Origin of the sequence: Propionispora sp. 2/2-37 (assembly GCF_001298735.1) — a bacterium.
In the GTDB taxonomy this organism is placed as follows: Bacteria; Bacillota; Negativicutes; order Propionisporales; family Propionisporaceae; genus Propionispora.
Window position 1 is genome coordinate 1 of record NZ_CYSP01000026.1, and the last position, 21,778, is coordinate 21,778.

At 45.2% G+C, this 21,778-nt stretch carries 20 protein-coding genes, 9 tRNA genes and 1 other annotated feature; of the genes, 4 read left to right on the forward strand and 25 right to left on the reverse strand.

Features of this window, described 5'->3' with window-relative positions; all coding sequences use genetic code 11:
• Positions 1–131 precede the first annotated feature (131 nt).
• The 21 genes from P22_RS19020 to P22_RS19120 form a co-directional block, all read right to left on the reverse strand.
• Positions 132–208, reverse strand: a tRNA-Met gene (locus P22_RS19020).
• A 142-nt stretch (positions 209–350) separates the two neighbouring features.
• Positions 351–426, reverse strand: a tRNA-Thr gene (locus P22_RS19025).
• Positions 427–466: 40 nt separating this feature from the next.
• A tRNA-Met gene (locus P22_RS19030) sits at positions 467–542 on the reverse strand.
• Positions 543–596: 54 nt separating this feature from the next.
• A tRNA-Tyr gene (locus P22_RS19035) sits at positions 597–681 on the reverse strand.
• A gap of 50 nt (positions 682–731) precedes the next feature.
• Positions 732–807 (reverse strand) — tRNA-Thr (locus P22_RS19040).
• Positions 808–877: 70 nt separating this feature from the next.
• Positions 878–953, reverse strand: a tRNA-Thr gene (locus tag P22_RS19045).
• A gap of 40 nt (positions 954–993) precedes the next feature.
• Positions 994–1,069 (reverse strand) — tRNA-Met (locus P22_RS19050).
• Positions 1,070–1,123: 54 nt separating this feature from the next.
• Positions 1,124–1,208 (reverse strand) — tRNA-Tyr (locus tag P22_RS19055).
• Between the two features lie 50 nt (positions 1,209–1,258).
• Positions 1,259–1,334: transfer RNA gene (locus P22_RS19060), tRNA-Thr, on the reverse strand.
• A gap of 84 nt (positions 1,335–1,418) precedes the next feature.
• A complete protein-coding gene (locus P22_RS19065; protein WP_054261821.1) occupies positions 1,419–2,219 on the reverse strand; it encodes an undecaprenyl-diphosphate phosphatase in 801 nt (266 codons plus the stop codon).
• A 277-nt stretch (positions 2,220–2,496) separates the two neighbouring features.
• The gene (gene pfp, locus P22_RS19070; RefSeq protein WP_054261822.1) at positions 2,497–3,738 is read right to left on the reverse strand and encodes a diphosphate--fructose-6-phosphate 1-phosphotransferase; all 1,242 of its coding nucleotides are present in this window, start codon (positions 3,736–3,738) and stop codon (positions 2,497–2,499) included.
• A 353-nt stretch (positions 3,739–4,091) separates the two neighbouring features.
• Positions 4,092–4,829, reverse strand: coding sequence for an RNA polymerase sporulation sigma factor SigH (gene sigH, locus P22_RS19075; RefSeq protein WP_054261849.1), 738 nt, complete (start codon positions 4,827–4,829; stop codon positions 4,092–4,094).
• 154 nt (positions 4,830–4,983) lie between these two features.
• Positions 4,984–5,529: an NYN domain-containing protein gene (locus tag P22_RS19080; RefSeq protein ID WP_054261823.1), complete on the reverse strand. Its 546-nt coding sequence runs from the start codon at positions 5,527–5,529 to the stop codon at positions 4,984–4,986.
• Between the two features lie 45 nt (positions 5,530–5,574).
• On the reverse strand, positions 5,575–6,927 hold the full coding sequence (locus P22_RS19085; protein WP_054261824.1) for a VanW family protein: 1,353 nt from the start codon (positions 6,925–6,927) through the stop codon (positions 5,575–5,577).
• Positions 6,924–7,676 (reverse strand): 23S rRNA (guanosine(2251)-2'-O)-methyltransferase RlmB, encoded by a 753-nt coding sequence (gene rlmB / locus P22_RS19090; protein ID WP_054261825.1) that lies wholly within the window; start codon positions 7,674–7,676, stop codon positions 6,924–6,926. Before rlmB ends, P22_RS19085 begins: the two co-directional genes overlap by 4 nt.
• 169 nt (positions 7,677–7,845) lie before the next feature.
• Positions 7,846–8,517, reverse strand: coding sequence for an FAD-dependent thymidylate synthase (gene thyX / locus P22_RS19095; protein ID WP_054261826.1), 672 nt, complete (start codon positions 8,515–8,517; stop codon positions 7,846–7,848).
• Entirely contained in the window at positions 8,514–9,011 is a 498-nt protein-coding gene (locus P22_RS19100) for a Mini-ribonuclease 3 (protein WP_054261827.1), read from the reverse strand. Before P22_RS19100 ends, thyX begins: the two co-directional genes overlap by 4 nt.
• The gene (gene cysS / locus P22_RS19105; RefSeq protein ID WP_054261828.1) at positions 9,008–10,447 is read right to left on the reverse strand and encodes a cysteine--tRNA ligase; all 1,440 of its coding nucleotides are present in this window, start codon (positions 10,445–10,447) and stop codon (positions 9,008–9,010) included. Before cysS ends, P22_RS19100 begins: the two co-directional genes overlap by 4 nt.
• Positions 10,428–11,102 carry a serine O-acetyltransferase gene (gene cysE, locus P22_RS19110; RefSeq protein ID WP_054261829.1) on the reverse strand — a complete coding sequence of 225 codons (675 nt, stop codon included), beginning with the start codon at positions 11,100–11,102 and terminating at the stop codon, positions 10,428–10,430. The genes cysS and cysE overlap by 20 nt, the downstream gene beginning before the upstream one ends.
• 44 nt (positions 11,103–11,146) lie before the next feature.
• Positions 11,147–11,380 (reverse strand) — a binding site (T-box leader).
• 48 nt (positions 11,381–11,428) lie between these two features.
• Entirely contained in the window at positions 11,429–12,895 is a 1,467-nt protein-coding gene (gltX, locus tag P22_RS19115; RefSeq protein ID WP_054261830.1) for a glutamate--tRNA ligase, read from the reverse strand.
• A 125-nt stretch (positions 12,896–13,020) separates the two neighbouring features.
• Positions 13,021–13,296 carry a hypothetical protein gene (locus P22_RS19120; RefSeq protein WP_054261831.1) on the reverse strand — a complete coding sequence of 92 codons (276 nt, stop codon included), beginning with the start codon at positions 13,294–13,296 and terminating at the stop codon, positions 13,021–13,023.
• 395 nt (positions 13,297–13,691) lie between these two features.
• Between P22_RS19120 and P22_RS19125 the strand changes: the two genes are divergently transcribed.
• Positions 13,692–15,116, forward strand: a complete 1,425-nt coding sequence (locus tag P22_RS19125) for an ammonium transporter (protein WP_054261832.1) — start codon at positions 13,692–13,694, stop codon at positions 15,114–15,116.
• A 25-nt stretch (positions 15,117–15,141) separates the two neighbouring features.
• Complete coding sequence (locus tag P22_RS19130; protein ID WP_054261833.1) at positions 15,142–15,501, forward strand: P-II family nitrogen regulator; 360 nt, start codon at positions 15,142–15,144, stop codon at positions 15,499–15,501.
• Positions 15,502–15,622: 121 nt separating this feature from the next.
• On the opposite strand, the gene ispD (P22_RS21500) is transcribed toward P22_RS19130, so the two are convergent.
• From ispD (P22_RS21500) to P22_RS19150, 4 genes are all read right to left on the reverse strand, one after another.
• Entirely contained in the window at positions 15,623–16,804 is a 1,182-nt protein-coding gene (gene ispD / locus P22_RS21500; protein ID WP_054261834.1) for a 2-C-methyl-D-erythritol 4-phosphate cytidylyltransferase, read from the reverse strand.
• Positions 16,805–17,052: 248 nt separating this feature from the next.
• Positions 17,053–17,802 (reverse strand): 2-C-methyl-D-erythritol 4-phosphate cytidylyltransferase, encoded by a 750-nt coding sequence (gene ispD, locus P22_RS19140; RefSeq protein ID WP_054261835.1) that lies wholly within the window; start codon positions 17,800–17,802, stop codon positions 17,053–17,055.
• A gap of 308 nt (positions 17,803–18,110) precedes the next feature.
• On the reverse strand, positions 18,111–19,274 hold the full coding sequence (locus P22_RS19145) for a PIN/TRAM domain-containing protein (RefSeq protein WP_082378568.1): 1,164 nt from the start codon (positions 19,272–19,274) through the stop codon (positions 18,111–18,113).
• A 108-nt stretch (positions 19,275–19,382) separates the two neighbouring features.
• On the reverse strand, positions 19,383–19,877 hold the full coding sequence (locus tag P22_RS19150) for a CarD family transcriptional regulator (protein ID WP_054261837.1): 495 nt from the start codon (positions 19,875–19,877) through the stop codon (positions 19,383–19,385).
• 166 nt (positions 19,878–20,043) lie between these two features.
• Here P22_RS19150 and P22_RS19155 point away from each other — a divergent pair, with 166 nt between their 5' ends.
• Together P22_RS19155 and spoIIP are read left to right on the forward strand one after the other, a co-directional pair.
• Positions 20,044–20,439: a nucleoside triphosphate pyrophosphohydrolase family protein gene (locus tag P22_RS19155; protein ID WP_054261838.1), complete on the forward strand. Its 396-nt coding sequence runs from the start codon at positions 20,044–20,046 to the stop codon at positions 20,437–20,439.
• Between the two features lie 168 nt (positions 20,440–20,607).
• Positions 20,608–21,771, forward strand: coding sequence for a stage II sporulation protein P (spoIIP, locus tag P22_RS19160; RefSeq protein WP_054261839.1), 1,164 nt, complete (start codon positions 20,608–20,610; stop codon positions 21,769–21,771).
• Positions 21,772–21,778 lie beyond the last annotated feature (7 nt).

Sequence of the window (21,778 nt, forward strand, 5' to 3'; positions counted from 1 at the left end):
ACCTAATTAAAGCTATGCCCTTCCCGCATAGAACTAGTATTTTACAAAATGGAAATATTCTATTATTTTTTTTAAAATCCTGCATAAAAGCAAAAAAACCTTGCCACGCTCTGGCAAGGTTTTATTTATATTGGTGGCGGCGCAGGGATTTGAACCCCGGACACTGCGGGTATGAACCGCATGCTCTAGCCAACTGAGCTACGCCGCCTCATTCGACTGCCGATAAACGCCCATCTGCGTTGTCACTCCTGCGTTCCGCTACTCACCGTACTTACCAGTACGCCTCCGTTGCGGTACTCGTCCTTCCTAGCAGCTGTACATTTATCGCCACTCTCGGGTTTTTAGCAAAATGGAGCTAGTGACCGGGATTGAACCGGTGACCTTATCCTTACCAAGGATACGCTCTACCGACTGAGCTACACCAGCATATTCTCAATAAAAAACGCCTTTCAGCGTCGTGAAATCTTGGTTGCGGGGGCAGGACTTGAACCTGCGACCTTCGGGTTATGAGCCCGACGAGCTGCCAGCTGCTCCACCCCGCGATATTTTCTTTCGCTAAAACCTCTGCCATAACTCAGGCTTTCTTTGATGAAACATGGTGGAGGGAGCTGGATTCGAACCAGCGAAGGCAGAGCCGGCAGATTTACAGTCTGCTCCCTTTAGCCACTCGGGAATCCCTCCATGAAATACTTTCCACCAACGGGTTATCTCAACACCGCCGACAGTTTTTATGGAGCTGGCGAGAAGAATCGAACTCCCAACCTGCTGATTACAAGTCAGCTGCTCTGCCAATTGAGCTACGCCAGCATTCCAACTATGCTTTAACGACAAAATTAATTATACATTACTGTATCAACTATGTCAACATTTTATAAAATGGAGCTAGTGACCGGGATTGAACCGGTGACCTTATCCTTACCAAGGATACGCTCTACCGACTGAGCTACACCAGCATATTCTCAATAAAAAACGCCTTTCAGCGTCGTGAAATCTTGGTTGCGGGGGCAGGACTTGAACCTGCGACCTTCGGGTTATGAGCCCGACGAGCTGCCAGCTGCTCCACCCCGCGATATTTTCTTTCGCTAAGGCCTCTGCCATAACTCAGGCTTTCTTTGATGAAACATGGTGGAGGGAGCTGGATTCGAACCAGCGAAGGCAGAGCCGGCAGATTTACAGTCTGCTCCCTTTAGCCACTCGGGAATCCCTCCATGAAATACTTTCCACCAACGGGTTATCTCAACACCGCCGACAGTTTTTATGGAGCTGGCGAGAAGAATCGAACTCCCAACCTGCTGATTACAAGTCAGCTGCTCTGCCAATTGAGCTACGCCAGCATCTCCATAACGGAATATTATATTACCACAGGTTATCCCGCTTGTAAAGGACCTATAGCTGTTAACTTATGCCAGAAGAATAGTTTACCGGGCAAAAAAATAATAATACGATACAGCAGCCAATATAAAGCGGTAATAGGCAAAAGAGGCCAAAGTAGATTTATTCAGGAAACGCAGAAACCAGACTACCGACAGATAGGCAATCACAAAAGAAACGATAAAACCAATCGCAATCATCTGCAAATCGCCGACGTTCAGCTTATTCCAGACCTTAAGCAAATCATACACACAAGCCACGCTCATCAGCGGAACGGCAATGATAAAAGAAAAATCAGCCGCTGCCGTACGACTTAACCCCAGCAACAAACCCCCGGAAATGGTCGAGCCCGAACGGGAAAATCCCGGCCACAGGGACAAAATTTGAAACAAGCCAACCCAAAAAGCCTGTTTTATGGTTATGCTTTCCACACTGCGGACCACCGGTCTCCCTGCCGCTTTTTCGGCAACCAGCATTAGTATGCCGCCCGCAATCAAGCCCAAAATGACAGTAAATGGTGAAAATAAGTACTCTTTGATCGGTTTATGCAATAGGTACCCCAGCAGCAAGACCGGCAGTATACCTGCTATTACGTGTTGTAGGCTTAATCCCCCGCGCCGGATACTCAGCTTCCGGGGACGAAGCATGTGAACAAATTTATCCCAGTATAAAACAAGAATCGATAAAATTGCTCCCAATTGTATAAAAACTTCAAAAACACTGGCAAACTCCCCGCCAAAGTCCAGCATGTGGCCTGCTAAAATCATATGACCGGTGGATGATACCGGTAAAAACTCAGTCACCCCTTCTACTATCCCCAAAATAACAGCAACAACAGTATCACTCATACCAATTCCTCCTATCGTGCGCAACCTTCGACTTTCTTAATTGGAGAGGTTTTCCATCATCCTATTATACAAGAACAAGCTGAGCCAAACAACCTTAATCTTGATCTTTTGTACTCATTTTTTGTGCCGGTCACCGTAAACGCATGTCTGAAACATTACTATTATCAGCTCTCTTTATGCCTTTTCGAAAAACCTGGCACTCTTATAAAGCATAAAAAGGCCAAATCCATTTTCAGGTCTTGGCCTTTTTCCCTTATTTATGCATTCTATTACCGGATTATTTTTTAAACTGTTTAGTAAATTCCGCTACGGAAAGATTGGTCACAGCAGCCAGTTTTTCAACTTTGCCGGCTTCAAAATCTGCCGGTTCCAGAAGAGTCATCAAGGATCTGGCAATCTTGTATTTTACCGAATTTACGTTGACAAAACGAACAGCTGTCTTTTTGGTTACCGGATCTAACATTTCGCTAAACGGCAACGGTTTAGCTTCGCCATTAACAACAGTGATAATGGCATCGGCTCCGCCATTTTGCAAAAATTCAAAGGCTGCATAGCCAAGATCGCGGGTATATTCAATATCAAAAGCATTCGGTGTAGCGCAGCGAGTTTCGTAACCGATATCTTTGGTAACAAAATTCATTTTTACTCCTACTTCTGCCAATCTTTTGATAGCAGCTTTTTTCAGCAATTCGCCGAAATTAATTTCAGCATAACGGATATGACCGTGTTCGTCTCTGGCCAATCCTTCCACACCGCTCAAATCTTCCTCGGGAATCTTCTCAATAATGCCCTCGGCTACAATGGCCAGGCCAAATCCCTTGCCATCAGCCAGCCTTTTGATAACCGAACCGGCAATGATATCAACAACTGTCTGCAAGCCGATTTTAGCATCAGCAAAATCTTCAGGAATGATAGTAACCTGGGCAGCCGAACTCTTGCCAATCCCCAGCGGTAAATGCCCGGCAGTACGCCCCATCGCAATGCCGATAAACCAGCGTTGAGCCGTTTTGGCATCTTCCAAAATATTGGTGGCAATATCGGCACCAACCTGGCGGGCGGTTTCAAACCCAAAAGTAGGAACGCCCTCCGGAAGGGGTAAATCGTTATCAATGGTTTTAGGTACATGAACAACGCTAAAGTTGATTCCCATATTCTTTTTCGCATAGGAAGCAACCGTTGATGCGGAGTAAGCCGTATCATCCCCACCGATGGTTACCAGATGGGTTACGCCAAGATCGCGTAAAGTATTAATGGCTGTTTTAAGATGTTCTTCATTTTTCGTAGGATTAAAACGGGCAGTATGGATAATGCTGCCGCCCTGTAAATGAATTTTGCTTACATCATCACTGGTGAGAGTAGTTACTTTCTTTTCCCCCTTGGCTAAATGAGAAAAGCCTTCATAAACCCCAATAACATTCCAACCATTATTTCTGGCCGCAATCGTTACACCGCTGATTACACCATTCATACCAGGTGCCGGACCACCGCCACAAAGAATTGCTACTGTTTTTTCTGACATACATTTTCCTCCTCATATGCTGTTTGGCAAATAGTCGCCATTTGTTAACAATTGATCATGGTATGATATCTATACTTTTGATGCTTAAAACACCACTTTAGAATTATGTATTTCGATCATCTATGCCGCCGGTTCCCGCCGCGACATCCTGTTAACAACTGTTATGTCATAAATACGATAAACATTTCCACCAGTACTATTATGGCAACATACCTGATGGTTATATTCGTCGGACTACGGTGGAATCCCTCTTTCATTTAGCAAAATTAATCAAATTCAGCCAAAATGTACTTTTTTATCGCCGATATACCAGAATAAAAAAGCACCCGCAAAGGGTGCCGCTATAAGCAACGTTAATCTTCTATTTCCTCACCACAAGCCTGAAATAAAGCAACATCCCGATCAAGTCCGGACAGCGCCTTATACGTACTGCCGGCATCACATTCTTCACCGCGGTTGTCAAGATAGCGTTCCAGTTTACGTTTAACACGCTGCAGGGCATTATCAATAGATTTTACATGACGCTCAAGTTCTACGGCAATTTCCTGATAAGATTTCCCGTCAAGATAGGCCATCAAGACCTTCCATTCCAAATCGCTCAGAATCTCACCCATTTTTTCTTCAATATCAATAAACTCTTCCCGGCTGATTACCAATTCTTCAGGATCGGAAATTTTCGATCCCGACAGCACATCCAGAAGAGTTCGATCAGAATCCTCATCATAGATCGGCTTATTTAAAGAAACATAGGAATTCAAAGGAATATGCTTTTGCCTGGTAGCTGTTTTAATGGCCGTAATGATTTGGCGTGTTACGCACAACTCGGCAAACGCCCGGAAAGATGACAGTTTATCATTGCGGAAGTCTCTGATGGCTTTATATAGACCGATCATACCCTCCTGAATAATATCCTCCCGGTCAGCACCAATTAAAAAATAAGACCTGGCCTTCGCGCGAACGAAGTTGCGGTATTTATTAATCAGGTAGTCCAGTGCTACTGCATTGTCATTATCCTTTGCATCAATTACGATTTCTTCATCAGTCATATTTTCAAAACAACTGTATAAATCGTATTGAGTACTAACCCGCATCACATCGCCCCCACTTTTGATTTTCACATAAAAACCGATATACTGATACAATTGGTGCATTCTTAGCAACTCACACTACTTATAAAAGTATACTCCACACCCTGTCCTAAGTCAAGCCCCACGCTTGCTATCCCGCTGCCGGCCGGTGCAGGATTTATTCCTTTTTACCGTCGCGGCGGATTTCATCCAACCGCTTGGCTATATCCTTATTTAAGCGATACTGCAACTCCTGACGGCGATAATTTAAAACATGTTCGGAAAATCCTGTCTGCATGTTTTTTTGAGCCTGTGTGACATAAGTTCTAAGTTCGCGTGCTGAAATCCGGTAGGCTCCCGCTCCCAAAATTACCATTTGTTCCGCCCAGTCTGAGGTAACAACATACACGCGGCCCCGGTCCGGACGGCGCATAAGGTCATACACCACTTTTTCAATGTAACTGTCCGCCGTTTCGCCTTCTTTAGTATATACCACTTTTACAAACTCGTTGATCACTTGCTGACAGCCATCGCTGCCTTTCACGCCATGAGCATCAAACACCAGGATAATCCGGTAATTTTGAAAAAATCCATAACCGGATAGAATATCAACCAGTTTGTCCCGCGCATACTCCAGGTTGTCTTTGATTGCCACCAGCTCAGACCAGGCATTGATAACATTATAGCCATCAATAAGCATTTTGTCTTGCGGAATATATTTCATAAACTTCTCCAAAATCCCATAATTTTAAAATAATATCAAGAAATGCTACCCGCCATTCGCTTTTTTGGCAAACGGAGGTAATTGAGTTCCAATTTTTATAATTTTATTTTCCGGCAAATAATTGTCTTTAGATACCGTCTCCCGCCGAAGCTCCTGCCCTTTATGCCTTACTACCCGCATTATGGTAATCTCATAACCCGGCTTTCCCGGATTTTCCACTTCCGTCTCGCCTAAATAAAGTTGATCGTCTTCCCGTTTCAGTTCCGGGGGAGGTATCGTCTTTTTTTGAGCAGAAACCAATTCCACCGATTTATCCAGTTTGGTTTTGCCCAAGATACCAACACACAGCTTGTCTTCCTGCACTTCAGCTACAATCATAATTGGCGCCAGGGTATCATTGATAAATTTGAAATCCAATACGCCAAACACTACAGTGGCGTCTCTGCCCAGCGGAACATAGCCAAGCGGTTTGGAATGATTATGACGTTCGATAACAGGCAAGTCAGATAATAAAGCAGCATTATACAGCGTCGATGAAACCTGACAGATTCCGCCGCCTACTCCCGGAACCAATTCCCCGTTTACCAGTTCCGGTGCCGGTTTAAAGCCACGCGAGATTTCCCGTGGTCCAACAATATCATTAAAGGAAAAGGTCTCCCCCGGTGAAATCACGGTACCGTTAATCTTATCCACTGCAACACGGATATTGGCGACACGATTGGCGTCACCGCCCTGAAATGAGGTTGTATAAACACCCCAGGGCCTTTTAATTGCCAATCGGCTGATATCTGCCACGGTAATATCCGGCTGCACCGGTATCACCGGCAGGAAAACAGTTTCGTCTCCAGCCAGAAAACCCTGAATAACCGCCGGTTCTGCCGCAGCTGCTTCCAGTCGTATCCCTTGCTGCTGGGTGATGATCTCTCCCGACAATATGCTTAACGTAGCATTACGGGGTGTACGCTCTACGGCGGCCTTCCAAATTTCAATATACCGGGCCAGCTTATCTTCATTATACTTTATCCGCATAGGAACACGATAGCCTTGTTCTCTCGCCTCCTGAATATTTTTTAACCGCGTCCACCAAAATCCGTCCCGGCCATAATTCCACACTTCATTGAGCATAGCCGAGCTATCCAAATCCAAATCAATATTTTCTGCCGTCAGCGGGAAATATTTTTGCCCATACCGCACGATAATTTTCCTTTTTTGTTGCTCCTTCCGCCATACCTCCAAAAGCTGAGCCACTTCATCCTGCCTATGCCCTCCAACCGCTACACCTTCAATGGTGACTCCGGCATAAACACGCGGGGAAAAAAGCGGATATACTAAAAAACAAATACCGGTTAACGCAAACATTGCAGTCAGAATAACCACTTTGCCACGCCATTTTTTCAACTAATTTTCATCTCCCTTTGTCTAAGAACTTCATACATCAATAAAGAGCACGCCACAGAGGCATTTAGTGAATTGATTTGCCCACGCATGGGGATTCTGACCAGAAAATCGCATTGTTCTTTTACCAACCGGCCCAGCCCCTTTCCTTCACTGCCAATAATAATGGCCAACGGCCCGGACAAATCCGCCTCATAATAATTTTTTTCCCCCTCCATATCGGCTCCGACAATCCAAAAACCAATTTTTTTAAGCCGTTCAATCGTCTGGCCAATATTCCCGATGCGGGCTACCGGCACATATTCCACCGCACCGGCAGAAGTCCTAGCCACCGTACCCGACAGCGGACAGCTGCGTCGTTTCGGAAGTAACACACCATGAACCCCGGTGGCATCCGCCGTCCTTAAAATAGCACCTACATTGTGCGGATCCTCCAATTCATCCAGCAGCACAATAAAAGGTGGCTGCCCCTGTTCTTCCGCCCGTTTTAATATATCCTCAAGTTCGGCATAAGCAACCGGCGGCACCATCGCAATTACGCCTTGATGCCGGACTCCGCCGGTGATACTGTCAAGCTTTCCGGCGTCCACTTCCTGTATAACCAAACCTTTACTGCGTGCCTGTCCGATAATTTCCCGCAAAACACCATGTTTGTCGCCTTTAGCTACCAGTATCTTGTTAATAGAACGTCCGCTTTTTAACACTTCCAGTACGCTATTACGTCCCGCAACAAAATCCTTTTCCTCATTCATCTTCATCCATCCCTTTCCTAATCCCCATAATTAAAATTCCCTTTTTCTTGCGGGCTATGTATGCAAGCCCTTTCTCACTCTCATTTATAAAGTATCCTGATACAGCTAAAACGAAAAACAGATAAAGGCCAACCCATTGTATGAAAAGGTCAGCCTTTACTTTTTAACATTACTTTCTATTATTTAGCCGTCCGCAGCTCAATTTCCCCTCACGACAAAAATTACCGGTAACACAAGTAGGCCCGGCTTTTTCGAACAAAATCGGCGCTACGCCCCTTACCTCCGTCAGCATTAATTCAGCCATTTTCCGGATTTCCCACTGCGCCCGCATACAACAGCGCTCTTCAAAAAAATGCAACAATGTTCTGGCATTCATGGTAACTACGATTTTAGTTTCGGTCGCATTTGCCAGACAATAGCGGGCATCTTCCTGGTGAACTCCCATCGCGACCAGTTCATCATAGGTTGCCCTGATACGTTGCATTAATTCGTCAAATTTGACTTTGGCCGCCGGATTTACAGCAATAGAAGACGGCGTAATATATTCAAAATCATGTTCTTTAACATAACGCTGCGATTGTTGTGAATAAGAAGCAATCCGATGGCGCACCAACTGGTGCGTCAATACCCTCGATACTCCTTCAATCGCAAAAGTAAAACTGGCATGCTCCAATGTCGATGTATGGCCCATGTCAACAATTTTTCGTAATAAGGTTGCCACCTGTGCCTCGGTCATCTGAACAGCCAACTCTTCCGCCCCGACTGCCGAATAACACAATCGTGCCGCCATCGCAACCGCCCTTTCCGGTTTCGGCGTATGATACATTAATTTTACATTCATTTTATCTCTCCGCTATCCTTATCTGTTTTTGTCATTTCCCGGGAAATAGCCAAAAAAGCTTTTTCAGCAATCTCCAATAAACGCTCTCGTTTGCCACTTAAATACAAATATCCCAGCAAGGCTTCAAACCCGGTACTGTAACGATATTCACCAACAGTGGCACTCTTGGGCACCTTGGATTTCGCATTGCGCCCGCGTTTTACAATATTATTTTCTTCCTGGGTTAACTCAGCTTCCAAGGCCTTATAGGCCAGTGCCTGCATAACGGCGGACACCATTTGAGCATCATAACTATGCAGTACTCTCACTTTATTCTGCTCAAAAAATAACAGCCGGGTTCTTATATACAGGCTAAAAAACGCGTCCCCAATATACGCCAATACCAGCGGATGCAAATGCTGTGGAACAATTTCTTCGTATTTGGACGGTATCTTCGCATCCGTACCTGCCTGAAACATATTGCCCATCAAAAATTGAAAGTGGTCAAACTTCATTTCTTTTTCCACCTGACGCCCTGAGGAGAATCCTCAAGAATAATGCCGTTATCTGCCAAGCGATTGCGAATATTGTCCGCAGTATCCCAGTCTTTATTTTTCCTGGCATGCTGACGTATTTCAATGATAATTTGCATAAGCTGCTCTACCAGTTCGCCATTCTGGTTACCGCCCTGTCCCTCCAGTTCAATACCCAGAATATCCGCCAAAGTCTGATACGCATTGCGCAGGGCGAAATACCCCTCTTTTCTGTGGGGAATCTTATTTGCCACAACCGAACTATAATAAATATTAATTTCTTTTGCCAGACCAAACAGTATACTAATAGCCAAGGCCGTATTAAAATCATCATCCATCGCTGCTGAAAAATCCGCTTCCGCCCGTTTTGCTATTTCCTCAAACGAATTGGTTTCCTCTTTCGTTTCAGTAGAAAATGGTATTTCATCCAGTTGTTTCAGGTTATCCATTGCCGTAGATAAACGTTCCAGACTGCGTTGCGCTTCATTCAGGCGTTCATCGCTGAAATCCAGTGGACTGCGGTAATGAGTGGATAAAACAAAAAAGCGTACAACCGGAGCAGGATAATGCTCCAGAATATCTTTAACCAAAAAGAAATTATTCAACGATTTGCTCATTTTTTCTTCATTGACTGTAATAAAGCCATTATGCAACCAATATTTCACAAAAGGCTCCACGCCGGTACAGGCTTCCGACTGGGCTATCTCATTCTCATGGTGGGGAAATATCAAATCACTGCCGCCGCCATGAAAATCAAAACTTTCCCCCAAATACTTTAACGACATTGCCGAACACTCAATATGCCAGCCCGGACGCCCTGGTCCCCATGGGCTTTCCCAGGCCGGCTCCCCCGGTTTGGCGCTTTTCCATAAAGCAAAATCCATCGGATGCCCTTTTCTGACATCCACATCGATCCGTGCTCCGGCTTTCATATCCTCCAATGTACGTCCGCTCAGCTTCCCATATTCCTCAAACTTGGTAACAGCGTAATATACATCACCATCCAAGACATAGGCATATCCCTTATCCACCAGTTTTTTAACCGTCTTGATAATTTCGGTCATATGCTCGGAAACACGCGGATACAGATCGGCCCGCCGGATATTGAGCTTATCCATCACTTCATAGTAAGCCCCAATATAACGGTTGGCAATCACATCCCAGGAAACTCCTTCCGCATTAGCGGTTTTAATAATTTTATCATCAACATCAGTAAAATTTTGCACATGATATACCTGATAACCGCTATATTCCAGATATCGCTTAAACACATCCCAGGTTATGAACGGGCGGGCATTGCCAATATGCGGATGATTATACGGCGTTACGCCACAGACATACATCTTTACCTTGCCCGGTTCACTAGGTATAAATTCTTCCTTTTGTTTGGTCAGTGTGTTATAGACTCTTAAACTCATATTTTTTCAACTCTCCTTCTAACTGGGAAATGCGTTCTTCCAAACGCATCAAATTGCGTTGCATGCAAAAGATCATTTCGCCTTCCGGATCAGGCAGATTGTTATGTTCCAAATCAACAGCCCTGCTTTCCACTTTTTTGCCTTCATGCCATACAATTTTCCCCGGTATACCGACAACAGTCGAATTTGGCGGTACTTCCCTCAAAACAACGGACCCGGCTCCAATTTTGGAGTTATCTCCTACTTTAAACGATCCAAGTACTTTCGCCCCGGTAGCAACAACAACATTGTCACCGATCGTCGGATGGCGCTTCCCTTTTTCCTTACCGGTCCCCCCCAGCGTAACTCCCTGATATAACGTTACATTATCACCAAGTTCGGCCGTTTCACCAATCACAACGCCGGTGCCGTGGTCAATAAACAATCCTTTTCCTATTGTAGCACCGGGATGGATTTCTATGCCGGTCAAAAATCGGGCAATGTTGGAAATGAGCCGCGGTAAAAGCACCATCCCTTTTTTGTACAGGTAATGGCTGATTCGATGCAGCCAGATAGCATGCAGTCCTGGATAACATAACAATACTTCCAGTAGATTTCTGGCCGCCGGATCACGTTCAAAAACCGCGTCAACATCTTCCTTGATACGCTTAAACATGAAATCGCCTCCTGTCCCAACAAAATAAAAAAGCCACCATCTCTTACAGAGACGGTGGCCGTGGTTCCACTCTGTTTAGCTATGCTCTGCATAACTCACTCTTCGCCCTGGTAACGGATGCCTCCGGGATAGCCTACGAAACAGCCATTCTGACGTTTTTTCGCCCACCCTGTTCATGGGTGCATTTCAGCGCCCCGTTCCCGGTATTGCTCGCAGCCTATGACAATACCTCTCTGCCGGAGTGGAATACGCCTACTTATCCCAATCACTACATTTACTAATATTATATTGTATAAATTATACTAATCGTTCCCGGCAAGTGTCAATTAGATTTTGGCCATTGTAGCAGTAATACGTTGAAGAACCCGTTCTCTGCCAATTACCGGTATGAAATGATGTAACTCGGGGCCGTGCATTTGCCCTGTCAGCGCAATACGAATAGGCATATACACTTTCTTGCCTGGTAATTTTAATTCTTTTACCATACTTTTTAACAACCCCTGGACAGCCGAAGCATTAAGTTCTTCCAAAGCAGCAAGTTTTTCTTTAAAAACATCCATCACCCTGGAAACGTCCGGATCCCGGAGCATCTCCTGTGCTTCCTGATTTTCAAACGCAACCGTGTCATTAAAGAAAATATCTGCATGATCAACAATTTGGGCTGCGTAGCTGATGTGATCCTGTACGGCGGCAACAAACTGCACAATCCAGGCGCGTTTTTCCGGTGTCAGCCCGGTGTCCTTAATATAGCCCGCTTCAGCCAGATGCGGCAAGGCAAGTTCGGCAATGCGTTCCGGAGTGGATTTTTTGATGTATTGCGCATTAATCCAGTTTAGTTTATCTACATCAAATACAGCCGGATTCTTCGCCACACGATCCATGGAAAACTCTTTAACCAGTTCGTCCAGAGTGAACAGCTCCTGTTCGCCGGCCGGGGCCCAGCCTAAAAGTGCCAGGAAATTAACCAGTGCTTCAGGAAGATACCCCAGTTTACGATATTGCTCCACCGAGGTGGCTCCATGACGTTTACTCATCTTCGTACGGTCTTTGCCTAGAATCAAAGAAATATGGCCAAATTTCGGCAATGGGAAACCTAATGCCTCATATAACAGAATCTGCCGGGGGGTATTGGAAAGATGTTCTTCCGCGCGGATAACATGGGTGATCCGCATTAACGCATCATCAATAACCACTGCATAGTTGTACACCGGTATGCCGTCCGACTTAACAATAACGTAATCGCCCACACCGTCGGATTCAAAAGAGACCGTGCCGCGCACCAAATCGGTAAAAACAATTTGTTTCCCCCCGGGGACCCGAAACCGTACGGTTGGTTTTCGCCCTTCCGCTTCCAGCCGTTTTCTGTCTTCGAGCGTCAAATTACGGCAACGACCGGAATAAAGAGGGGTTTGCCCTTTTGCTAAATGTTCCTGCCGTTCTGCTTCCAGCTCTTCGTCGGTACAGTAACAAAAATAAGCCAGTCCGGCATCCAAAAGCTTTTGCGTATACTGCTTATAAATGTCCAGCCGCTCTGTCTGACGGTAAGGGCCATAAGGGCCGCCGACATCAATGCCTTCCCCCCAGTCCATCCCCAGCCACTTTAATGCTTCCTTGATATTTTCCTCAGACTCCCTGCGGGAGCGTTCCAGGTCAGTGTCTTCAATACGTAAAACCATCTGTCCGCTATGTTTTTTCGCCAGCAGCCAGTTAAATAATGCCGACCGCGCTCCCCCGATATGAAATGGTCCGGTTGGACTTGGTGCAAACCGTACCCTAAGCTGCTCATTCGTCATTCTTATACGCCCTCCAAAAGTTTCCTGTCGCTTAAAGCCCTTTATGACCAAACAACTTTTTCTACAAATATTAATTTTATCAGATTATCCCATAACATGCAAAAAATAAAAGCGCCTTTGCGCCTTTATTTTACTATCTTAAATTTAAACATGCCGTCTTCCATATCCGGCATCACCATAATACTGTCCGGAACACCTTGATTAGTCACCGGCCTGGCTCCATCAGAAAGAAAAGCAATCCTCCAGATCAGGTTTCCATCGTACCATAATTCACTGTAGGCAATGCCATCTTCCGTACGGGCAAAGTTTATATTAAAATTCAAACCGGCAGCCAGGGCGTGACCGGGTAATAATATAAACAGGACCAACAAAACCAGCAGGATAATGATCTTGCCACGCATTGATTTATCCCCCTTATGTTTACTTTGTATAATGATATATCTATTATATCCAGCTTTGCCTGCTATTATAAATACGGCCAAATAACTGAAATTACAAAGGCTGAAGCAAAATATTTTCCGAAAATCGCTGCTAAAATTTTATTATTCTGATATTTCTCCTTCATATTGACATCCCCCTGAAACTTTGCTATATTACATACATAATCATAAAAAAGGCAAAGATGCCTTCGCTGTTGAGCGAGGGCATTTTATTTTTTTGGCGGACAATGAAGTCCTAAGGAAGCTTATTTTTCCTTAGGACTTTTTCTATTTTCCCCACAAAAGGAGGCGGATAGGGCTACAAAGGGCATTAACATGGTAATCGAATCAAATTATAATGAAAGAAGGGTATTAGCATGAAAAGATTATGGAATTCATTGGGCTTGTCTTTATTAATGATGTTTGCTTGGTTACCGGCAGCTTTTGCCGAGGAAGCAGCTGAGGCTGCAGCCGCACCGGCGATTGATACCGGTGATACTACATTTGTATTAGTCAGCGCCGCACTTGTTATGCTTATGACTCCTGGGTTAGCTTTATTTTATGGCGGTATGGTAAGGACTAAAAACGTATTAAGCACTATTATGCAAAGCTTTTTTATTCTTGGACTTATTTCAGTGACCTGGGCTCTTTGGGGCTACTCTCTCGCTTTTGGTCCCGATATCAATCACATCATCGGCAGCCTGGATTGGATTGGCCTGAACGGTGTGGGCCAGGAAATTAACGCCGATTATGCAGGAACAATTCCTCACTTCGCATTTATGACTTTTCAGGGAATGTTTGCCGTAATTACTGCCGCCCTGATTACCGGCGCCTTTGCCGAACGTATGAAATTCCCTGCTTTTGTTCTTTTCACTTTAATTTGGTCTACTATTGTATATTCACCTGTTGCCCACTGGGTATGGGGTCTTGGTGGTTGGATGCGCGAAATGGGTATTCTTGATTTTGCCGGCGGCACCGTTGTTCATATTTTATCCGGCGTATCCGGCCTGGTAGTTGCTATTGTAATTGGTAAACGCAGGGGTTATGGTTCTGAAGTTATGTTGCCGCATCATTTGCCTATGACTGTCATTGGTGCTTCCCTGCTGTGGTTCGGCTGGTTCGGTTTCAATGCCGGCAGCGCTCTGGGTGCTAACGGCCTCGCTGCCAGCGCTTTCGTGACCACGCACGTTGCAGCAGCTGCTGCAACTGTTTCCTGGGTATTGACCGAATGGCTTTATCATGGCAAACCGACCATTTTGGGCGCTGCCAGCGGTTGTGTGGCTGGCTTGGTTGCTATCACCCCGGCAGCCGGCTTCGTTACTCCCATTGCAGCCATTATCATGGGTTTACTCTCCGGTATTATTTGCTTTCTTGCCGTTGCCGTATTGAAAGCAAAAGCCGGTTATGACGATGCCCTAGACGCATTCGGTGTACACGGTATAGGCGGCACCTGGGGAGCTATTGCAACCGGTTTGTTTGCTTCCAAGGCAGTAAATCCGGCCGGCGCGGACGGCCTTTTCTATGGCAATCCGGAACAGCTTACCACTCAGATTATCGGGGTCCTTGTAAGTTGGTTTTTTGCCGCTGTCATGACGTTTATCATCTTGAAAGTATTAGGCATCTTTGTTAAATTACGTGCTGACGAAACTCAGGAAATTGAAGGTATGGATATCAGTGATCACGGTGAAAGAGGTTATGCCTATCAGGATCTTATCAGCGGATCTCCTATCAGCCTGCAAGCCTCTGCAAGTACCGAAAGCGTTACCAAAACCTCACTGGCCACTTCCACAAGCAAATCTTAAATTATAATCCTGAGGAGGAAGTAGAATGAGAAAAATAACCAAGATTGATATTATAACCCGCCCGGAAAAATTGGAAGAACTGAAAGAAGCTCTCAATGCCATCGGCGTTGCCGGCATGACGGTAACCCAAGTGTATGGCTGCGGTTTATCCAAGGGACATAAAGAGGTCTATCGGGGCAAGGAGGTTACCATCAACCTGGTGCCTAAAGTCAAAATTGAGACCGTTGTCTGCGAGGTCCCTGTCGAGAAAGTATTGGAAGCAGCAAAAAAGGCCTGCCATACCGGCAACATTGGCGACGGCAAAATCTTTGTTTATCCTATCGAAAATGCTGTACGGATTCGTACCGGCGAAGAGGGCGATATCGCTATTATTGATCCTCAATAAGCAACAAGGAAAAGACACGGCGGCTTTCCCGCAGCCGTGTCTTTTCCTTGTTGGATGTTTCTGATTTCCGTTTACCCGGCTTCTTTCAATCAGGATAAAATAAGACCCGTCTAAGCGGGTCTTATTTTATGACGCAAGCATCTTTCATAATGGAAACCACCGCATACGCAGCAATTCCTTCACGTTTACCGGCAAATCCCAGTCCTTCGGTTGTCGTTGCCTTGACATTAACCATATCAATATCAATCATTAGTTTTGCCGCAATATTGGCTATCATCTTTCCGATGTACGGTGCCAGCTTTGGCTTCTCAGCCACAATAGTCGCATCAATATTATTAACCATATACCCTTTACTGGCAATAATGTCCTTCACCTTTCCCAGAAGTGAAAGACTGGATATTCCCTTATATTGCGGATCAGTGTCTGGAAAGTGACGGCCGATATCACCAAGAGCGGCTGCACCCAGCATGGCATCTTTAATGGCATGCAGCAGGACATCAGCATCGGAATGCCCATCCAGACCATGAATATGTGGTACTTCTACGCCACCCAATATCAACTTGCGGCCCTCGACCAGACGATGTACATCATATCCCATCCCAAAACGCAGCATATCCGGTTCTCTTCCCTTCTTCAACAACGCTTCCGCCGTAATGATATCCTCCGGAGTTGTTATTTTTACATTACTATAACTGCCCTCCACCAGCTTTACACGTACTCCCAAACGCTCCACCAGGGATGCATCGTCCGTACCCAAAAAACCGTCTCTCCCGGCCTGCGCGTACGCGCGGCGCAGTATAGCGGCATCAAAGGCCTGCGGTGTCTGCATAATCCACATCGTGCGCCTAGCCGGTGTCTCGGTAACGAATCCTTCCTCATCAATTTTTTTAACCGTATCTTTTAGCGGAACCGCCAATCCTGCCGCTTTAAACTCCCGGGCAGCGATGATCATCCGGCTGATCATCGCTGGCTGTATTAAAGGTCTGGCCGCATCATGCACCAGTATCACAGCAGCGGCAGCAGGCGTTACCTGCAGGGCATTGGCAATAGAATACTGCCGCTCGCTGCCTCCCACTACCACCTGCCATGGCTTAATTCCCGGCACAGCAGCCAGCATCTCTTTCACAACAGCGACTTCCGTAGCAGCCGCCGCTATAATCAAATTATCTACTTCCGGACAAGCTGAAAAGGCCAACACGCTATGAATCAGCACCGGACGATTCTGCAAGGGAATAAACACTTTGTTGGTCTGATTGCTCATCCTTTTACCCTGTCCGGCAGCCGGCAAAATTACCGTAACCACTAAAGTTATCATCCTTTCTTACTTGGCTGTAACTGAATGTACTACAGCGTCAAGGACCTCATCCGCTTCAGCGACTTACTTACACTGTCGGAAGATTTCACGCACCGTCAAGCTTTACTGCACTTATAGTCTAAATTGCAGTAATATCTTTTTCAAAAAAACAAGCTGTGTATCTGGCTCACAGCTTACATTAAATAATAAAGGTTTTATGTAATACCCGTCTGTCATAATTCATCGTCAGCCAAGGCTTACTTAAACCGGCCTTCAATAACCTTGTGCTCTTCATATTCTATCCCGAACCGCAGCATTTCATAGCCATATTTCTTTTTCATTAGTGCTTCGGCAATAATAATATCTTCCTGGGTCGTAATTTTGACATTACTATAACTGCCTTCTATCAGCTTTACCCGTATGCCCAGCCGTTCCACCAAAGATGCATCATCGGTTCCGAGGAAACCCTCCCGCGCAGCCTGATCGTACGCTTTGCGCAATATAGCGGCATCGAAGGCCTGCGGCGTCTGCATAATCCACATATCACGCCGGGCCGGTGTTTCGGTAACAAAAGTTTCAGCATCTACTTTTTTAATCGTATCCTTGACCGGAACAGCAAGTCCGGCCGCTTTAAACTCCCGGGCCGCAGCAACCATCCGGCTGATCATGCGCGGTTTAATCAATGGCCTGGCCGCATCGTGCACCAAAATGACCTCTGCAATCTCAGGAGTCACTTTAAGAGCGTTAGCAATAGAATATTGCCGCTCACTCCCACCGGCAACAACCTGCCACGGCTTAATTCCCGGCACATTAGCCAGCATTTTCTCCACTATGGCTACTTCGGAGCGTGCGGCCGCAATAACCAGATTATCGACTTCGGGACAAACTGAAAACGCCAGCACGCTGTGAATCAGCACCGGACGATTCAATAAAGGAATAAACACTTTGTTTGTCACATGGTTCATTCGCTTTCCCTGTCCGGCAGCCGGCAAAATTACCGTAACCACTAAATTTATCATCCTTTCTTACTTGGCTGTAGCTAATTTCTTAACCGTGCAGATGCGCCTACATATATATCTATGTCCCTAATTTATTCTGATGTAAGGAAATCTTAGACATAAAAACACATATCTTACTATCTTCAACACATTTTACCTAAATCCTGCTGATAATAGCCATCTTTAATAAATAGCGTAAATAAATAAGATTATTTTTCCAGGTTCAGAATGTTCTGCCGAAAATACACGAAAATGCCCTTTAGTCTGCTTATATAAAACAAACTAAAAGGCATCACGTCACATTTTACTGCTGTATTTTACGCTCCGCGTTCAATTAGCTTAGGTTTGGCAAAAATCATTCTACCGGCCGCCGTCTGCAGCACCGAAGTAACCATAACACCAATGGTTTCACCCATATGCTTCTTTCCACCATCAACGACAATCATCGTGCCGTCGTCCAGGTAGGCAACCCCCTGTCCAAACTCCTTACCGTCCTTCACGACATGAACCACCATTTCTTCCCCCGGAAGGACAACCGGCTTAACGGCATTGGAAAGTTCGTTGATATTAAGTACGGGAACCCCCTGAATCTCAGCCACTTTATTTAAATTATAATCGTTAGTTACAATTTTCCCCTGTAAAACCTGTGCCAGTTTGACCAGTTTGGAATCTACTTCGCTAATATCTTCAAAATCACGATTGCTGATCTGTACATACATACCCAGTTCTTTTTGAATACGATTTAAAATGTCAAGCCCGCGCCGGCCGCGATTACGCTTTAGAAGATCGGACGAATCGGCAATATGCTGCAATTCTTCCAAAACAAATCCCGGAATTAACAAAGTTCCCTCTATAAAACCGCTCTGGCAGATATCAGCAATACGTCCGTCAATAATAACACTGGTATCCAGAATTTTATATTGATATTCGGGTGCTGCCGGGCCTTTTTCCCTTGATTTTTCCTTGTCCCTGCCTTCTTTTTCCCTTCCTATCCAAGGCAGGGCCTCAAGCATCCCGACAAATTCCCCACGCTTACGGATGGCAATATTAATACCCAAATATCCTAAGATAATACTCAGTATACCTGGAACGTAACTTCCGACATACGGAATATGAAGAAAAGCTGATCCTAGTAAATTAGATAATATGAGTCCAATAGCCATACCAATTGATCCCGCCAACACATCATATACCGGCATTTTATTCAATCGCGTTTCCACCCAGTCTATTACCGTCCATAAGTACCGGATAATAAAAGGAGCCAACAAATATCCTATAACGCCAAAAACAAATCCACCGACCAAAAATGCTACGATAGTCGTTACAGCAATATCAGCCACGGTGTTGCGCAAAAGGGCCTCTCCGAGGAAATCCGACAATAATGGGACTAGCCGGGAACTCATAACAAAACCACCAATTGCTGCCAGTAACGTTATGACAAAACGCAGAATCTTATTAAGCAATATTACACCTCCCTCCATATGATTTATTATATAAGAGTTTCCGTTTTACGACAAGTCAATGCTGTAAATAAGCCAAAATATGGGAACTCCCTTGCTAGTATTGCCAGTCCGGAACAAAAAAATACGTCAGTTGCCTGGCGTATTTTTTTGGCACAAATCGTAGATCCACTCCTCCACACTATCCGCATCTTTACCACAGACCAGCACTAACTCACTAACCAAAATTTGCTTTGCTGTATCTAATAATCTGCGTTCCCCGGTCGATAACTTTTTACTATGATCTCTGGCTATCAGATTTTTTACCACTTCTGCAACTTCATAAATGCTGCCTGTTTTTAACTTTAACAAACTACTGTTAAAACGACGATTCCAGCTTACATTAATCTCCACCGGGGCTGTCTGTAAGATATCCACTACTTTCGGCACTTCCAACTCGCCAATAATATCACGAAGACCGATACTTTTTACGCTTTGCATGGGAATCATAACTTTCATTCCACCGAATGGCATTGTCAGAATATAATAGAGTTGCCGCTCGCCTAGCACTTCATGTTCTTCAATGGCTTCGATGACACCAGCACCATGCATAGGATAAACAACCTTATCGCCTATCGCTAACATTGCAGCCCCCCCTGTCTGTTTTTAGTGTAACACAGAATATCCTATTTGTCAAAATTTAATATTTTAGCATATTTCATGTGTAGTTGTCAATTAATCATTTATGTGTAAAATTATTGACAATCACTTTAGGCGTTTATATAATAAATTCAAAGTGAGGTGTATCCACGTGGCAGATAACTGTTGCCGTGATTTCCAGCTAGCCGTTGATCAGTATTTAATTCGTCATCGCAGTATCCTTGATGTCCTAACCAAATACCAGGAATCAAATGCCAGAGTAAATCGTGCTTTTGCCAAAGCAGTTACTGAATGCGGCTGCGTAGACATTAAAGCCAATCGCCAAAAGATTCCTCGTGAAGCTGAGTACAGTGAATTATTAAAATTTATGTCCTCACACTTGTCCGGTGAACCCTGCAGCAATTGCAAAGAAATTCTAAGCAAGGAAATCGGCCATAATCTGTTTTATTTGGCTGCTTTATGCAACTTTTCCGGAATTGATATCCACGATCTTCTTGTTCAGGAGTTAAAAAATCTTAAGACGCTGGGAGCTTTTCACTTATCATAGCTCTAGACGTCAGGTAACGCGGCCTATTGTAATAGGCCGCGTTTTTATTTACATACTCAGGAAAAATCCGGACATGCTAATCCCATAAAGTTAACGTCACTTAATAGTTCTGTCCTAGAAATGGCTGTACCTGCTTAACAGCCATGGAAGCCGCGGCGAGGTGTGTCTATGCCCAAACTTTTTGCCATTTTAATCAGTGTCACGTATCTGGCTTTATCTGCCCCGCCTATTGCCGTGGCTTCTCCGCCGCTGGAAACCGAATTGTCCCAGGATTATATAACTGTTGTCGACGAACAGAACAACGTTCTGCTGCAAACAGGAATACAAGTACATGAAGGAGATATCTATATTGCTGAAGACAATCAAACCTACCAAATTTTCACGATAAACGAAATGCAAGCTGTCGCTCGTCTTCTGACCACTCCCCTGTCTTCTGCCGGGGAGCCTCCTGCTATCACCGCAAGCAGCACTAATTCGCCGCCCCCTTTAATTGCCGTATATCACACCCATACAGATGAAGCATATATCCCCACCGACGGCGTTCCTATCAAAAAAGGTGACGGCAGCATTATGGAAGTCGGGGCGGCTTTCGCCGACCGGCTGCAACAATTAGGTTATCAAACCCTGCATGACAAAACTTTGCATGACCCACATGATGCTAACGCCTATCACCGCTCCCGGCGGACTGTTTTAAGAATGCTGAAAAAGAATCCTGCAGCCCTATTCGACTTTCACCGCGATAGTGCCCCGGCTAAAGCCTATCAGCTCTCTTTCAATGGAAAACCTGCAACCAAATTACTGCTGGTCGTAGGCCAGCAAAATCAAAACCGCAAAACTACGGAAAATTTCGCCAAACAAATCAAAACTGCCGCTGACGCGAAGTACAAAGGGTTAATCCGGGGTATATTTATTGCCCGTGGCAATTACAATCAGGACCTTAGCCCCAAAGCTATATTGGTGGAAGTCGGAACGCAGTATAACTCGCGGCCGGCAGCAGAATACAGTGCAGCGCTATTTGCCGATATTATTCCTTCCCTGTTGCCGCTGCCGGCGCCTAAAACACCGTCAGCGCAATCCATCCCTGACAATGCGGCTAAACAAGCCGAAACTCCTCCGGAAAATCAAATAACGGATACTGAAACTGCTGACAATACAGCCGATTCTGCGGTCTATGATATCCTTGTGCTTATCTTCTTAGTACTGGCAGCTTCCGCGCTATACCTATATCTAAGCACAGGCAGTTTAAAAGAAGCCCGGCAAAAACTGCAAAAACTGCGAACAACCGAATTTAACGATATCTGGCGCCGCTTCCGCAAAAAAATCAAGGACTAGGGGGTGT

Excerpts from the sequence above, each read along its gene's own strand:
- P22_RS19065 (WP_054261821.1), bottom strand. The coding sequence starts at position 2,219 with ATGAGTGATACTGTTGTTGCTGTTATTTTGGGGATAGTAGAAGGGGTG.
- pfp (WP_054261822.1), bottom strand. The coding sequence starts at position 3,738 with ATGTCAGAAAAAACAGTAGCAATTCTTTGTGGCGGTGGTCCGGCACCT.
- sigH (WP_054261849.1), bottom strand. The coding sequence starts at position 4,829 with ATGCGGGTTAGTACTCAATACGATTTATACAGTTGTTTTGAAAATATG.
- P22_RS19080 (WP_054261823.1), bottom strand. The coding sequence starts at position 5,529 with ATGAAATATATTCCGCAAGACAAAATGCTTATTGATGGCTATAATGTT.
- rlmB (WP_054261825.1), bottom strand. The coding sequence starts at position 7,676 with ATGAATGAGGAAAAGGATTTTGTTGCGGGACGTAATAGCGTACTGGAA.
- thyX (WP_054261826.1), bottom strand. The coding sequence starts at position 8,517 with ATGAATGTAAAATTAATGTATCATACGCCGAAACCGGAAAGGGCGGTT.
- P22_RS19100 (WP_054261827.1), bottom strand. The coding sequence starts at position 9,011 with ATGAAGTTTGACCACTTTCAATTTTTGATGGGCAATATGTTTCAGGCA.
- cysS (WP_054261828.1), bottom strand. The coding sequence starts at position 10,447 with ATGAGTTTAAGAGTCTATAACACACTGACCAAACAAAAGGAAGAATTT.
- cysE (WP_054261829.1), bottom strand. The coding sequence starts at position 11,102 with ATGTTTAAGCGTATCAAGGAAGATGTTGACGCGGTTTTTGAACGTGAT.
- gltX (WP_054261830.1), bottom strand. The coding sequence starts at position 12,895 with ATGACGAATGAGCAGCTTAGGGTACGGTTTGCACCAAGTCCAACCGGA.
- P22_RS19120 (WP_054261831.1), bottom strand. The coding sequence starts at position 13,296 with ATGCGTGGCAAGATCATTATCCTGCTGGTTTTGTTGGTCCTGTTTATA.
- P22_RS19125 (WP_054261832.1), top strand. The coding sequence starts at position 13,692 with ATGAAAAGATTATGGAATTCATTGGGCTTGTCTTTATTAATGATGTTT.
- P22_RS19130 (WP_054261833.1), top strand. The coding sequence starts at position 15,142 with ATGAGAAAAATAACCAAGATTGATATTATAACCCGCCCGGAAAAATTG.
- P22_RS19145 (WP_082378568.1), bottom strand. The coding sequence starts at position 19,274 with ATGGAGGGAGGTGTAATATTGCTTAATAAGATTCTGCGTTTTGTCATA.
- P22_RS19150 (WP_054261837.1), bottom strand. The coding sequence starts at position 19,877 with ATGTTAGCGATAGGCGATAAGGTTGTTTATCCTATGCATGGTGCTGGT.
- spoIIP (WP_054261839.1), top strand. The coding sequence starts at position 20,608 with ATGCCCAAACTTTTTGCCATTTTAATCAGTGTCACGTATCTGGCTTTA.